We start from the raw sequence: 14,469 nt of genomic DNA, 5'->3' as shown, positions 1-14,469 counted from the left end.
AATCGATAAAGTGTGAAGCGCTAGTTTTATTGCTCCTAAACTAGCGCTTGTATTACAGACTCTCGTTAACTACTTGTCTAGAAAATACAGAAGGCTATGTAAACTGCCAATGCGGATTGCCACATCCGCCTTTTCATTAACCAATGGCTTACCGTGACACGCCACGCCAAGCGCTGATTCAGCCATCATGACCAAATCGTTAGCCCCATCCCCCATAGCAACGGTTTGTTTGGCTGGAATTTGCCACTTCTCGGCAAGGGCGTTTACGGTTCGCGCCTTAACGTCTGCATTGACAATTTCACCCTCTACTTTTCCAGTCAGCTGCTCGTTTTTCACCGCAAGCGTGTTAGAAATGGCAAAATCGAGTCCAAGCCTTGCTTTTAGGTGGTCAGCGAAAAAGGTGAACCCACCTGAAGCGATCGCTAATTTCCAATTATGCTGTTTCAAGTGAGTAAGCAAGGCTTGAATGCCGGGCATGATAGGTATGCTGTCACGAATTTGATTAAGGTGACTAACTGGCACGCCTTCCAAGCAGGCCACTCTATGCATTAAGCTATCATTAAACGCAATTTCTCCACGCATTGCCTTAGCGGTAACTTCTGCCACCTGCTCGCCAACACCCGCCAATTTAGCTATTTCATCGATACATTCAATCGCGATGACAGTGCTATCCATGTCCATGACCAGTAGTCCTGGCTCAGACAATGAGGGGCGAGAGCCCTGCAAACCAACATCAACATTATATGCCTTGGATACGTCGCCCAGCAGTGGCTTAATCTGCTCAAGTTCAGTGTTTTGCAAAGCACCTCTAATTTCTATTACATCATCCCCCATTTGCTTGTGTAAATGATGGAAAGCAGCGCTAGAAGGAGTAAACACATCGTTGAGTTTAATTAAAACGCTGTGCAGTAGATAAGGTGTTACAGCTTGACCAATAACGGTTAACGTATGTGAATACGCACTGTCGTTGTGACTATTGCTAACTACATGAGACAAAAAAGAAGCTAAATGGATATCGTCATTATCGATATTATTAAGAAGAGTGTCTTTCATAACGCACACAGAAACTGCGGTGATTGGCAAATGGTGCTCTAATGCTAACCAATTAGGCTAACTAATAAAATATCTCCTTTTAAATTATTTCGAATTATCCTACTGTTAGGCAACCCTCGTGACTTTATGGAAAAGCGAATTGGTAGACGGGCTAAGCAAAGCAGCTTCACAAACAAAGAATGACTCGCATTCGTTATACACAGTTCTAAAGCGATTGTTCCACACAATAGTAGTGAGTGCGGTGTTTGCTTTGATAGTGGTATTGCTTCTGTTATTCCAACAATACCAAAACGACTGGCTTACCGTGCAAACTCGCTTCTCTGGTGAGAGCATAGCAAGGCAGTATGCAAAACTGCTACAACCTGCCTTTATCGCTGACGCACTTTCGAATCAGGAAACTGAGAACAATGTAGATTCCGCGCTATCTGATACTCTCACTCAACGGGAGTATATTGAAAGTGTCGCCTCTATTTTGGTCGACGAGCCACACATTCTTGCCTTGTCTGTGTTTGATAAGGACGGGAGGTATATTGCTCCTTTGCCTCAAATTGCCAGTGTGGTGTCGATGAGTCAGTCGCAAAGTGTAACGCCGCTAACCTATGTTGGCGTTATCACTGACGATAATGAAAATTTACTAGGTTATGTGAATATTCACATGAACACGCAGGCTGTCCTCGAGAGTCCACTGACATTGCGTTACCAGCTTGCTCTTATTGCGTGTATTCTCGTCTTTTTAGCGCTCATGCTAGGTATTTACCTAACCCGGGCCTTTTATAAATCTCGCCCATGGTTTATTCAGGTAATCGAATCAAAAAGAAATAAAGAGAAGCGCTAGATAGCTAATTTGGAAGTCTATGCTTCACTTCCAGCATCAATATCAAATAGTCGAGTGTAGTTCGCTGTGGTGGTGGACACTATTTCTTTATGTGACATGCCATAGCGGTCGCTTATAACATCAACGACATCTGATAAATAACGAGGTTCGTTTGCTTCTCCTTGTCTACCGCACATGGGCATATCAGGGGCATCCGTTTCTAAAAGCAATTTATCAATATGGTGTTCTAACAAAAACCCAAGGGTGTTTCGTGTTTTTTGAGCACGCTCATAGGTAATCGTACCGCCTATACCTAGGTAAAACCCTCTTTCAATATACCCTTTGGCCGCTTCAATACTTCCTGAAAAAGCATGTACAACGCCTATACCTTGGTATTTGGTTTGCTTCAATGCTTCAACTAGCAGATGATGACTTTTTCTGTGATGTAAAATTACGGGTAACGATACTTTATCGGCAAGTTTCAAATGGTTATGTAGCGCTTCCTTTTGAAGCGCTAATGGCACGCTTATATGCCCATCGATACCTGTTTCCCCCACGGCTTTTACCGAAGGGTGCAAGTTAGCCGTAGCGTCCTCAAGTTGACGAAGACTCTTCTTGAGTGTTTGCTCTGGCTTTTCAAGCTCACTGCCAGTTAAAAAATAAGGATGGAGTCCAAGCGCAGTATCAATAGATAAAAGGCTTTCATAGCGTTCATTGAGCGCTTGTAACGCCTGCCAAGATTCGGGGGTAATGCTAGGCGCCATGATGCGGGTAAGCCCTGCGGCTTTGGCGCTTTCTAATGCAACTCTAAGATCTTTCTTTTGTGCAAGTAAGTCGAGATGGCAATGACTATCAATCACGGTTTAGATGCCTCCTTGTTACTTATCTCGCCGCACGCTATCTACAAGCTCAATAGTTAAACGGGCTCACATTCTAGTGAAGTACTTTAGCGGGAACGAAAGGTGAACGTATTCCCTACGGCATAAGGCGCTGTGTTACCCACGCGCCATCTTCAGTTTTGTTGTATTCAAAGCGGTCATGTAGCCTATCTTCTCCACCTTGCCAAAACTCAATTTGATGAGGCACGATCCTGAAACCGCCCCAAAAGTCCGGCACGGGAAGCTCTTTGTTAGCAAACTTATCTTTTAACTGCTTAAACTGGGTCAGTAGAAGCTCCCTGCTGCCAATAGGTTTGCTTTGTTTTGACGCGTACGCTGCTAGCTGACTGTCCTTCGGTCGCGAAAAGAAATAAGCAGCATTCTCAGAAACAGAAAGCTTTTCAACGCTGCCACATACGCGAACCTGACGCTCCATAAAAAACCAGGGAAAGTGGCACGACACTTTAGGGTTTACCGCTAACTCTTGTGCCTTACGGCTGCCTAAGTTAGTGAAAAACACAAAGCCCTTTTCACTGACATCTTTTAATAAAACGATACGCTGAGAGGGTTGGCCGCTGGCATCGACGGTGGCAACCGTCATTGCAGTAGGATCAGGAATTCCGGCGTCTATGGCGTCTTTTAACCATTTATCGAACATGATAAATGGACTTGAAGTAATATCTGACTCACTCAAACTGCCCTTTGAGTACTGCCTGCGCATATCTGAAATTGCCATATACCGCTCCTAAAAAGAAGTTGTTGTGCCTGCTAGAGATGTTGAAACCGAGTAAATAAACCACCGTGTAAATGCTCACATAAGCGCATCTAACTGAGGTAGTTGTCCACAAGCCATCAGCTACACCACTTGGCGAAAATGCTGACTCACTATCTTTGCTAATATAACGTGCTAATATAACGCCAGTTACAGCTAACTAGCGTTATAAAGATAATATTAGCGTGAACTAGAAGTTACTGTCGTCACCGTAACCTAGAGAGCGTAGAGCACGTTCATCATCAGCCCAGCCTTGTTTCACTTTCACCCAAAGTTCTAGAAATACTTTGTTGTCGAACAAGTTTTCCATATCTTTACGCGCTTGCTCACCAATGGTTTTCAAATGCTTTCCGCCTTTGCCGATGATCATGCGTTTTTGGGTTTCACGCTCTACCAAAATCAGACCGCTGATACGATAAACACCATTGTCTGCCATTTTGAATTGCTCAATTTCCACAGTAGTAGAGTAAGGCAATTCATCGCCAGTAAAGCGCATAAGCTTTTCGCGAATGATTTCAGCAGCCATAAAACGGCTTGAGCGGTCAGTAATGTAATCTTCTGGGAAGAAAAACTCACTTTTAGGTAGCGACTTGGCCACCAACTCTCTAATTTCGTCAACCATTCGGCCCTGTTTAGCACTGATAGGGATCATGTGCTCAAACGGGTGCTTTTCGCCAAGCTTTTTAAGGTGAACCATAAAGTTTTCTTTATCTTCAACCTTATCCATCTTGTTTACGATGAGATAGCAAGGAAGGTTTGCTTGTTTAACCTTACTTAATACCATTTCATCTTCGGCGTTGAATCGATCGCCTTCGACAACGAAAAGCACAAGACCAACTTCAGCCAAAGAGCTTGATGCCGCGCGGTTCATGTAGCGATTAATCGCGCGCTTTTCGTCTTGGTGAAGCCCAGGGGTATCAACGTAAATAGCTTGATAGTCACCATCGGTATCTATACCGAGAATGCGGTGGCGCGTGGTTTGCGGCTTACGCGACGTAATACTTACTTTTTGACCTAGTAAGCGATTGAGCAAGGTCGATTTACCCACATTAGGGCGACCTACTATGGCAACTAGGCCACAGCGAGTTTGAATATCAGGCATTTCTGGCAAATTCGATTCATCATGCGTTGTCATCAAGCTTCTCCAATGTTAAACGAGCAGCTTCTTGTTCTGCTTTTCGGCGGCTATTGCCAGACGCCACTACCGCTTCTGGTAGACTTTCTACCTGACAGCTAACTTCAAAAGTCTGAGCATGATCTTTCCCTGAAATAGACAGCACTTCATAGGTTGGTAGCGCTTGTTTGCGACCTTGTAAAAACTCCTGAAGACGAGTTTTGCTGTCTTTAGGGTGGGCATTAGGGTCTAGTTTGTTAATGCGGGTTTCCCATAAACGATCTATAACGCCTCGTACCTCGTCCATACCGGAATCGAGGTAAATAGCCCCTAAAATAGCTTCAACTGCATCGGCTAAAATCGAACTTCTGCGATGACCACCACTTTTGAGCTCACCGGGCCCTAAGTTAAGTAGTTCCCCCACACTGGCTTCCTTTGCAAGTTCTGCCAGTGTGTCTCCTTTAACCAAAGTAGAGCGCATTCGTGTGAGTTTGCCTTCTGGCACAGTTGGGAATCGCTTAAACAGCGTTTCCCCAACAATCATGCCTAAAATAGCGTCACCTAAAAATTCTAGTCGCTCATTGTGCTGTTTAGCCGCACTGCGATGAGTAAGTGCTTGTTCCAATAAAGCTTCATTGGTAAATGTGTAGCCTATCGCCTTGTACAGACGACGATATTTATCAATTCCCTGCATTAATGAATGCCACCTGCTCGCTCAAATCGAACACCTGTTGGTACCCAAGTTGGAAGGAAGTCTGACGGACTGCGCTCAAATTCAAATGAAATCCAAATCGCCACCGCTTTTCCAACCAAGTTTGCATCTGGCACAAAACCCCAAAAACGGCTGTCGCGGCTGTTGTCACGGTTATCGCCTAGCACGAAATACTGACCTTCTGGCACAATCCACTCATTGCTGCGTGTGCCAGGCTGGGTATAAAAGTTAACCGGCGAAATCTCGCGTACTGGGTGGCGCAAAATGTCGTGCTCTACTGTGCCTAAATCTTCGGTGTAACGCATAAGCTGCGCCATGTCCTGTACAAACTCACCACGCTCTTGGAACGTCAGCGGTACGGCTTTCAATTTAGGACAGTTGTTGCCAGTCTCACACTTCGGTTTGATATAAACCTGTTTATTTTGATAAACCACAGTATCGCCCGGTAAACCGATCACGCGCTTAATGTAGTCTATTGAAGGCTCTTCAGGGTACTTGAAAACCACCACATCACCACGCTCTGGAACGCCAGTTTCAATCAGCTTACTTCTGAAAACCGGGTCTTTAACGCCATAGGCAAACTTTTCAACTAAAATGAAGTCACCCACTAACAGAGTGGGCATCATTGAGCCAGAAGGAATTTGAAATGGTTCATATAAAAACGAACGCAATACCAACACGAAAGCAATAACAGGAAAAATCTGTTGCGAAGTATCAACAAGGTACGGCAGTTGAGGATCTTCTCCATAGCCCGCCCCTTCTGCGGTTGCCGCAGCCTGTAAGCGTGCTTTTCGTTTTGGTGCAAACACTAGGCTATCCACTAGCCAGATTAATCCTGTTATTAAGGTGAGTGCCACCAAAATCAAGGAGAAGTAATTCGCCATTATTTGCCCACCTTCAATACTGCAAGGAACGCATCTTGTGGCAATTCAACATTACCCACTTGCTTCATTCGCTTTTTACCTTCTTTCTGCTTTTGAAGTAGTTTCTTCTTACGGCTTACGTCACCGCCGTAACACTTCGCGATTACGTTTTTACGTAGCTGTTTAACTGTACTTCTTGCAACAATATGGTTACCGATAGCCGCCTGAATAGCGATATCGAACATTTGTCGTGGAATAAGCTCGCGAAGCTTTTCGACCAGCTCACGACCACGGCCTTGAGAGTTTTCTCTATGCGTAATTACTGCTAACGCGTCTACACGTTCACCGTTAATAAGAATATCAACACGCACCATGTCTGATGTCTGGAAACGCTTAAAGTTGTAATCAAGCGATGCAAAACCACGGCTCGTAGATTTCAAACGATCGAAGAAATCGAGCACCACTTCTGCCATTGGCAATTCGTAGGTTACCGCCACTTGCTTACCGTGGTATGTCATGTTGGTTTGCATACCGCGCTTTTCAACGCAAAGTGTAATTACGTTGCCCAAGTACTCTTGTGGCACAAGAATATTGGCTTCAACCATAGGCTCACGAATTTCAGCGATATCATTTACCGGAGGCAATTTAGCTGGGCTATCTACGGTAAGGGTTTCGCCCTTGGTCGTTTCTACTTCGTATATTACGGTAGGCGCAGTAGTGATAAGACCCAAGTCATATTCACGCTCTAAACGCTCTTGAATGATTTCCATGTGCAGCATGCCAAGGAAACCAATACGGAATCCAAAACCTAGCGCTGCAGAGCTTTCTGGCTCATAGAATAGTGAAGCGTCGTTCAGGCTTAATTTCGCCAGGGCGTCACGGAAATCTTCATAATCGTCTGAGCTTATTGGGAAAATACCGGCATAAACCTGAGGTTTAACCTTTTTAAAGCCCGGCAGCATTGCATCAGCTGGCTCGCGAGCCAAGGTAATGGTGTCGCCCACAGGCGCGCCTTGGATATCTTTAATCCCTGCAATGATAAAGCCTACTTCACCGGCTCTTAATGTGCCTGTATCGAGTGGCTTAGGCGTAAATACACCAATTTTGTCAACCTGATGCGTTTGACCGTTTGACATAATTTGAATTTTGTCTTTCTTAGTCAACTGGCCTTCGACAATACGTACCAGTGAAACAACGCCTTGATAGTTGTCAAACCAAGAATCGATAATCAACGCCTTAAGTGGCGCTTCGCGGTCACCTTCTGGCGGCGGAATTTTATTTACAATAACTTCAAGTACATCTTCAATACCGATACCGGTTTTTGCTGAGCAGCGCACAGCGTCCAGTGCATCGATACCAACAATATCTTCAATTTCTTCTGCAACGCGGTCTGGTTCAGCCTGAGGCAGGTCGATTTTATTTAGTACAGGCACTACTTCCATATCCATCTCGATAGCGGTATAACAGTTTGCCAATGTTTGTGCTTCTACGCCCTGACCTGCATCAACAACCAAAAGTGCACCTTCACAGGCAGCAAGAGAACGAGAAACTTCATAGGTAAAGTCAACGTGCCCTGGAGTGTCGATGAAGTTTAGCTGATAAGTTTCACCGTCGCGCGCTTCGTAGTTCAGCGTTACGCTTTGCGCTTTGATAGTAATACCGCGCTCTTTTTCCAGGTCCATTGAGTCGAGAACCTGTTCAGCCATTTCACGGTCTGTTAGCCCTCCACAATGCTGGATTAGACGGTCTGACAGCGTAGACTTACCGTGGTCGATGTGGGCGATAATACTGAAGTTACGAATGTGCGATTGTTGCATAATGCTGGAAATTACCTGCAGAAAAATTCATTAAACAAAAAATGCTGCTTGCCTTGCTTAAAGGGTTATACGCAGCGCGTGCGGATTTTACCCATTTCTTGCGCGAAAAGCGAATTGGCGTGGTGGAAAATTTATTACTTTCAAGAAACATAACGAATGGAAGTGGCAACCTGACGTGACTTCCTCGGCCTATCTCAAAACTTGGCTACATTGATGAGCGTGAGTTAACACTATTATCTCGTATAAATTGGCCTCGTATAAAACGGCCTCGTATGGAGCAGTCCCGTATTAAACCATTGAGCAGCGTAAAGCCCTTCAAAAAATCAATGTTCTATTGCACTGTGATCTTGTTGACCCAATAGGACAGGTTGATATTTCGTACGTTCTACACGACGCAACTTGTAAGCAATTAGCTTATAGGTAAAGAAGGTTGCTAACCCACTTGGCAGCATGGCCCATAACTCGTGAGTAAATCCGTTACTACTAAGTAATGATATCGACACCGAATATGCCCCGATAAACGCTATAAGCGGTAGCAAATACAACCAAGCCGATGCACTTAAAATACCTGCTTCCGGTATGCCTACAGTCACTTCTTGGCCAACCCGCACAGGCATGGGAGTACGCAGCGTCAACTGCTGCGTTTTCGGTGCAAGCGCACGAGAAATAACGCCGGTACCACAATCACTTTGTGCTTGGCATGCGTTACAGGTCGATTTAATCGCTGCTTCTACGGTGACCGTATCACCATTAACGGCAACTACGGTGGCGGTTTCTCTTATCATTGTTACTCAATTGCGCGGTTATTCACTTACACTGCTGACGGGGCGTAAAGACGTAGCAATAGCGTTAGCGGTTTGCAAAGGTATTTCTCCCACCACTGTCACCTGGGCTTTGCCGTCTGTCAACGTTAAGAACGTACTCACTTCATTGCGCAGCGCCAGCGTTTCACCTAACGCATCTTCCGCAGGCTGAACATACACAGATACGTCAACCAATCCATCTGAAAAGAGTTTATATTCTACAATTTGCCCTGTTAAGGCCAATCGTCTTGTATCTTGCTTTATTTCTCGCATGCCAGCCGGCAAATAGGTGACATCCCATTTGTGTGCACGATTTGGCGTGTTGCTCAGCGCCATGGGCGCGGGTAACGACGCAGAATTAATTCGTGAGAAATAATCAGCAGGCTCTGGCGATATCGCAAAGGCCGTGACCTGAATCTGCTCTAATAGCGCCCCTTGCAAATCAAGCATGTTCAGTTTGAGCAACATACCAGACGACTCATCCAGCCACAGTTGATAACCAAATCGCGTGTTATCTCGGCTGACTATTCGAATTTGTTGCGCTGAACGTCCTGCCACCCGCGCTCTTCCCACAGCGACGAACTCATAGGCTTCGGCAAGCTGTTCAGGATGATACAATAATACACTTGGTATTGGGCCGTTGATATGCTTTGAACGCAAGCTATAGGGTTGTACATCTGGCTCAAATACACTCACCACATCGTTCACACGAATCAGCTCGCGGCCTGGTCCATTTTGAAGATTTAACTGCTCTAATTCAGAGCCATCTTCCATAATCCCGTGGCGCCATAAATATGGAACGGTTTCCTTTCCTGCAATAGTTTGCACAAAAGACACTTGGAAATTGGCATTGGTTATAATGTTTTGAAGTTCAGCTAGCCACTGATTGGCCGATTGAGGCTCTCGTGTGCGAGAAGCAGATGCATTTTGCTCGCTTCGACTTTGTTCAAGTTGCTCTTGAATCACGTCTTCTCGCACTGCTTCTTCTTGATCGGCTTCATCTAGTGGGCCAGCCCTCGTGTTTGATTCTGAGTTAGCGTCTAATTCAACGTCGCCATCATTCACGTTTTGGACTGGAGCAATAGGAGCTTTCGTTTCTTCGCTCAGCGAAGTAGTTTGGGCAATAGTGGGCTGAATAGCCGCGCCCGAAATGAAAAAAAGTGCAAGGATAGAACTACAGCGCATTTTTTCCTGCCTTAAAACAAACATACCAGCAGTATATGCTGGTATGATTAAAATATGAAATGTATGTCAGTCGCAATTTACTTGCGAAAGCACATTCCAACTAATGTTGACTGGCTGCGATAACTTATGGGCGCTCTGGTCCACTTGTTTCGCTTTCACCTTCGTCCTCTTGCGCTTGCTTAAGCTTTATTTGCTGCTCATGGTCAGCAATCAATGCATTAATTTTGCGCTTCTTCTCAAGCATTTCATTCATGTCGTTACGTGGTAACGTTCTGGTTTGTTCCAAACTCACTGGAGACAATCCACCTTGAGGAGCAATCGTTGGCGCTGTCATAAATGGCTCGGTAGGCGCTTCTTGATTAGTGTATTGAACACCAAAGATAACTGCCACTGCCACCGACGCAGCTACTGCAAACTGGCCTGACTGCTTCGCAAAAGGAACAACATTGCCAATCAATGGTATCGACTGCCAGCGCGAGCGTTTAGGTGCGACTATAGCTGGCTCGTTTTCAAGCGCAGCTGCTACGCTTGCGGTGATGTCCAACTGTGGAGCAACACTTGCTTCTTTTCGCATTGCACCGCGATACACATGGTAACGTTGCCATTTGGCCTGAAGCGCTTCATCTTGCTTAATCGCATCGATGATGTCATTGCCTTCTATCTCACCATCCATGAATGCGGACAATTTTTCTTGCTGTTGCGTCATATATTCATTTCCAGATCAAAGTGATCGTTAACTACCCTAACACAGCTGTTAGTCATCGTGGAAAAAAGAAAGTTCATCTTTTTTTGATTTTATTTCTTTTTAATTTTCTAACAACGGTTGAATAACTTTATCAATCGCCTCGCGAGCCCTAAAAATACGGGATCTCACCGTACCCACAGGACACGACATTACGTTCGCGATTTCTTCATAGCTCAACCCTTCAATTTCACGCAGCGTTATCGCCATACGTAAATCGTCCGGCAGCTTCTCAACTACCTTAAACAGGGTTTCTTCAATTTCCTCAGATAACAGGCTTCGCTCGGGTGTAGATTGCTCTTTTAATGCATCACTACCTTCGTAGAAATCTGCTTCGTCAGCATCGACATCGCTTGCAGGCGGCTTGCGACCTTGAGATACAAGATAGTTCTTGGCACTGTTTACCGCAATGCGATAAAGCCAAGTATAAAATGCACTGTCGCCACGAAAATTAGGTAAGGCACGGTATGCTTTAATGAACGCTTCTTGCGTTACATCAGCAACGTCACCGGTATTTTTCACATAGCGAGAAACGAGATGCATCACTTTATGTTGGTAACGAGTTACCAACAAGTTGAACGCATTTTTATCGCCACGCTGTACTTTTTCGACCAGTTGTTGGTCGGTTGTCTGCTCGCTCATTCGAGCCATTACTCCCTACTTCAACTACACAATAGCTCTAACAAGCATGTGTATAGACGCGTTCTTTTTACAAAAGTTCTGTAAAAGCATTAAATATTTTAAAAAATGCTTAGGCCAGGGGGCAAGAATGATTGTGTTTTGCTACTCATCCTTTAGACTTGCCGAACCTTTGCTCGTTTGAATTGATATAAAAATACATGAAATCTGTATCGTCTTCACTAACTTCCACATCAAATGCAATAGAACACCGTTGTGACGTATTGATTATTGGGAGTGGCGCGGCAGGATTGAGCTTAGCGCTTAAGCTTGCCGACCATTGTCAGGTTATTGTACTTAGTAAAAGTGACCGCAATGAAGGCTCTACCCGCTATGCACAAGGTGGTATTGCCGCAGTATTCGATGAACAAGACTCCATAGACGCACACGTAAAAGACACGCTTGCTGCAGGTGCTGGGCTTTGCGAAGAGCCAGCCGTAAGATTTACTGCAGAACGAGCAAAGGCGTCACTTGAGTGGCTTATCAGCTACGGTGTACCGTTTGATACAGAAAAAAGTGAATCTGGTGAGGAGCGCTTTCATCTTACCCGCGAGGGCGGACACAGCCACCGGCGAATTCTTCACGCTGCAGATGCCACAGGCGAAGCGCTTCAAATTACATTAAACGACGCGGTATCGACCCATCCAAACATTCACATATTTGAGCGCTATAACGCCATTGATCTCATTCCTTCAAAGGAAGAAAAGAACAGCGTGGTGGGTGCTTATGTTTGGAATAGACAACAAGAGCACGTTGAAGTAATTCGCGCCCCTTTCGTTGCGCTAGCGACTGGCGGTGGTAGTAAGGTGTACCAGTATACATCGAACCCCGATGTGTCGAGCGGTGACGGCATTGCCATGGCATGGCGAGCGGGTTGTCGAGTGGCCAATATGGAATTCAATCAATTTCATCCGACTTGCTTATTCCACCCGCAGGCACGTAACTTTTTGATTACAGAAGCGCTGCGCGGCGAAGGCGCAAACCTATGCCACGCCGACGGTACCCGCTTTATGCACAAATTTGATGAGCGTGGCGATCTTGCGCCGCGCGACGTAGTCGCTCGCGCAATCGACTATGAAATGAAGCGATTGGGCGCTGACTGCATGTATTTGGATATCAGTCATAAGCCTGCTGACTTTATCGTTAAGCACTTCCCTAATATATATCGAAAGTGCCGCTCGCTTGGTATCGATATAACCCGTGAACCTATCCCAGTTGTGCCCGCTGCGCACTACAGCTGCGGCGGAGTGATGACCGACTTTAATGCCAAAACCGACTTGAATAATGTATACGCAATCGGTGAAGTGGCCTACACAGGCCTGCATGGCGCCAACCGCATGGCATCTAACTCTTTACTTGAATGTGTGGTTTTTGCCAGCGCTGCAGCAGAAGATATTATTAAAAATCTTCCCAGTGCAGACTGTGAAGAGTCTATTGCGCCTTGGGATGAGAGCCAAGTGTCTAACTCTGACGAAGAAGTCATCATTCAACATAACTGGCACGAACTTAGGCTGTTTATGTGGGATTACGTAGGTATTGTACGCACGGATAAGCGCCTTGAACGGGCCATGCGTCGCATAAAGCTATTAGAGCAAGAGATTACTGAGTATTACTCACACTTCAGGGTAAGTAACAACCTGCTAGAGCTTCGAAACCTTGTTACGGTTGCAGAACTCATTGTGCGATGCGCGATGGAGCGAAAGGAAAGCAGAGGGTTACACTTTAATTTGGACTACCCTGAACAGTTAGACAACCCCGTTCCTACAATACTTATTCCCAGAAAACAGCTGTCAGGCGCTGACGTTGGCTCGCTAATTACTCAAGACAGCTTCGCCGATGCCGACTAGTGCATAAAGTAAGATCTGTATCAGTCTAAAGAAGGCGCTAATGTTAATGCGCCTTTTTTTAATAACTGGACAATACATTTACACAGCATCATTTAGCGCTCAATAAAACACCTCAAACAAAAAGAGAGCATCACAGCATGCTCTCTTTTCACCGTCCACAGTATCATACCAAGCTGTTCCCTTTCAGATTCCCACGCTTTACTAGGAAACTTGCCAGCGCCTTCTGAGTGAGCAATGATCTATGCAGATTGGTATTAACCTTAGGTTATCTCCCGCTTATCTTTTGCTAATCTGCACCTGATTAAACATTAATTCAGGCCTGATTAAACACTAAACTAGCCGATAAGTGCACAAGGCTGTCATTACTATCGGTAACGTCTATTAGCACACTATTATCTGTTTTACAGTGTTGTTGAATATGAATGTCACAGGGCAAAAACACGGGTTTTCTAAAGCGGCAATTTACTTCTTTTACGCTCATAGATTGTCTGAAGTCTTGATGACTTACAAACGCCGACACAGCGCGTGACAATGTCCACATGCCGTGCGCTATAGGCTGTTTAAACCCAAATGCTTTGGCAGATATTGCAGACAAGTGAATAGGATTATAGTCGCCAGAAAGCTTTGCATAGCGGCGACCTGTATTAGCCGAAGCACAAATTTCGCCGATGAGCGCCCTATTCTCTAATTCACAATCGTCATGTAAGTCATTTTTTGCACCAAGTGGAGCTACATGAACGGCTTTCACCTTCACTAAGTAACTACTTATCGCCCTGTAAACCAGGTTCCCTGCCTGCAGCGCCTCTAACATTACATCTACTTCCCAACCTCGGTTATGCGGTCTCACATCGTGAAAGCGCACGCGACATTCAAAGGGTTCGCTTAAATCGCAATGGTCTATTACCGATACTTTGTTAGCGGCGTGGATAAGGCCAAGCAATGGAAATGGGCTTTGTTTGTCCAGCAAACACTGCATTTGCAATGGTAAGGAAAGCATCTGCAAATAAAGTGGATGGACATGCTCATTTGCCGGCCAGTCAACTTCCTGACAAAAAGAAGCGTAGTGCACATTGTCGACATTGAGCGTTTTGGTATAGATGCGCTGAGGCAACGTAGGCGGTTTAAACTGCATAAGCTGCCTGGCGTCAACGCGTTTAAATAACGCTTTGGTATACTCACGAAACATCTTTT

Annotated in this window: 14 protein-coding genes; 2 read left to right on the top strand and 12 right to left on the bottom strand. The window is 45.3% G+C overall.

Translation table 11 applies throughout. The annotated features are described in order from the left end of the window. Positions 1-69: 69 nt before the first annotated feature. A complete protein-coding gene (gene serB / locus MHN02_RS09460) occupies positions 70-1,053 on the bottom strand; it encodes a phosphoserine phosphatase SerB (protein WP_239245741.1) in 984 nt (327 codons plus the stop codon). Between the two features lie 118 nt (positions 1,054-1,171). On the opposite strand from serB, the gene MHN02_RS09455 reads away from it, so the two are divergent. Further along, entirely contained in the window at positions 1,172-1,888 is a 717-nt protein-coding gene (locus tag MHN02_RS09455) for a hypothetical protein (RefSeq protein ID WP_014950099.1), read from the top strand. A gap of 17 nt (positions 1,889-1,905) precedes the next feature. On the opposite strand, the gene MHN02_RS09450 is transcribed toward MHN02_RS09455, so the two are convergent. The 10 genes from MHN02_RS09450 to rpoE all read right to left on the bottom strand — a co-directional run bounded on the left by MHN02_RS09450 (position 1,906) and on the right by rpoE (position 11,395). Further along, complete coding sequence (locus MHN02_RS09450) at positions 1,906-2,727, bottom strand: TatD family hydrolase (protein WP_239245739.1); 822 nt, start codon at positions 2,725-2,727, stop codon at positions 1,906-1,908. Positions 2,728-2,842: 115 nt separating this feature from the next. Next, on the bottom strand, positions 2,843-3,481 hold the full coding sequence (gene pdxH, locus MHN02_RS09445; RefSeq protein WP_014979782.1) for a pyridoxamine 5'-phosphate oxidase: 639 nt from the start codon (positions 3,479-3,481) through the stop codon (positions 2,843-2,845). A gap of 226 nt (positions 3,482-3,707) precedes the next feature. Further along, a complete protein-coding gene (era, locus tag MHN02_RS09440) occupies positions 3,708-4,619 on the bottom strand; it encodes a GTPase Era (protein ID WP_014950102.1) in 912 nt (303 codons plus the stop codon). 19 nt (positions 4,620-4,638) lie between these two features. Then, positions 4,639-5,325 carry a ribonuclease III gene (rnc, locus tag MHN02_RS09435; protein ID WP_014950103.1) on the bottom strand — a complete coding sequence of 229 codons (687 nt, stop codon included), beginning with the start codon at positions 5,323-5,325 and terminating at the stop codon, positions 4,639-4,641. After that, on the bottom strand, positions 5,325-6,227 hold the full coding sequence (gene lepB / locus MHN02_RS09430) for a signal peptidase I (RefSeq protein WP_014950104.1): 903 nt from the start codon (positions 6,225-6,227) through the stop codon (positions 5,325-5,327). Before lepB ends, rnc begins: the two co-directional genes overlap by 1 nt. Beyond that, positions 6,227-8,023, bottom strand: coding sequence for a translation elongation factor 4 (gene lepA / locus MHN02_RS09425; protein WP_014950105.1), 1,797 nt, complete (start codon positions 8,021-8,023; stop codon positions 6,227-6,229). Before lepA ends, lepB begins: the two co-directional genes overlap by 1 nt. 323 nt (positions 8,024-8,346) lie before the next feature. Continuing rightward, on the bottom strand, positions 8,347-8,808 hold the full coding sequence (locus tag MHN02_RS09420) for a SoxR reducing system RseC family protein (RefSeq protein ID WP_239245737.1): 462 nt from the start codon (positions 8,806-8,808) through the stop codon (positions 8,347-8,349). An 18-nt stretch (positions 8,809-8,826) separates the two neighbouring features. Beyond that, positions 8,827-10,011, bottom strand: coding sequence for a MucB/RseB C-terminal domain-containing protein (locus tag MHN02_RS09415; protein ID WP_239245735.1), 1,185 nt, complete (start codon positions 10,009-10,011; stop codon positions 8,827-8,829). A gap of 124 nt (positions 10,012-10,135) precedes the next feature. Continuing rightward, positions 10,136-10,717, bottom strand: coding sequence for an RseA family anti-sigma factor (locus MHN02_RS09410; RefSeq protein ID WP_014976995.1), 582 nt, complete (start codon positions 10,715-10,717; stop codon positions 10,136-10,138). Positions 10,718-10,816: 99 nt separating this feature from the next. Next, positions 10,817-11,395, bottom strand: coding sequence for an RNA polymerase sigma factor RpoE (gene rpoE, locus MHN02_RS09405; RefSeq protein ID WP_239245733.1), 579 nt, complete (start codon positions 11,393-11,395; stop codon positions 10,817-10,819). Positions 11,396-11,592: 197 nt separating this feature from the next. Here rpoE and nadB point away from each other — a divergent pair, with 197 nt between their 5' ends. Further along, positions 11,593-13,278, top strand: a complete 1,686-nt coding sequence (nadB, locus tag MHN02_RS09400; protein WP_014976996.1) for an L-aspartate oxidase — start codon at positions 11,593-11,595, stop codon at positions 13,276-13,278. A gap of 313 nt (positions 13,279-13,591) precedes the next feature. Here nadB and MHN02_RS09395 read toward each other — a convergent pair whose 3' ends face one another. Next, a complete protein-coding gene (locus MHN02_RS09395; RefSeq protein WP_239245731.1) occupies positions 13,592-14,464 on the bottom strand; it encodes a MaoC/PaaZ C-terminal domain-containing protein in 873 nt (290 codons plus the stop codon). Between the last annotated feature and the right edge of the window lie 5 nt (positions 14,465-14,469).

This window comes from Alteromonas sp. CNT1-28, assembly GCF_022348345.1.
Taxonomy (GTDB): domain Bacteria; phylum Pseudomonadota; class Gammaproteobacteria; order Enterobacterales; family Alteromonadaceae; genus Alteromonas; species Alteromonas macleodii.
The sequence above is the reverse complement of the archived record's forward strand: the minus strand, read 5'-3'. Positions and strand labels throughout refer to the sequence as shown.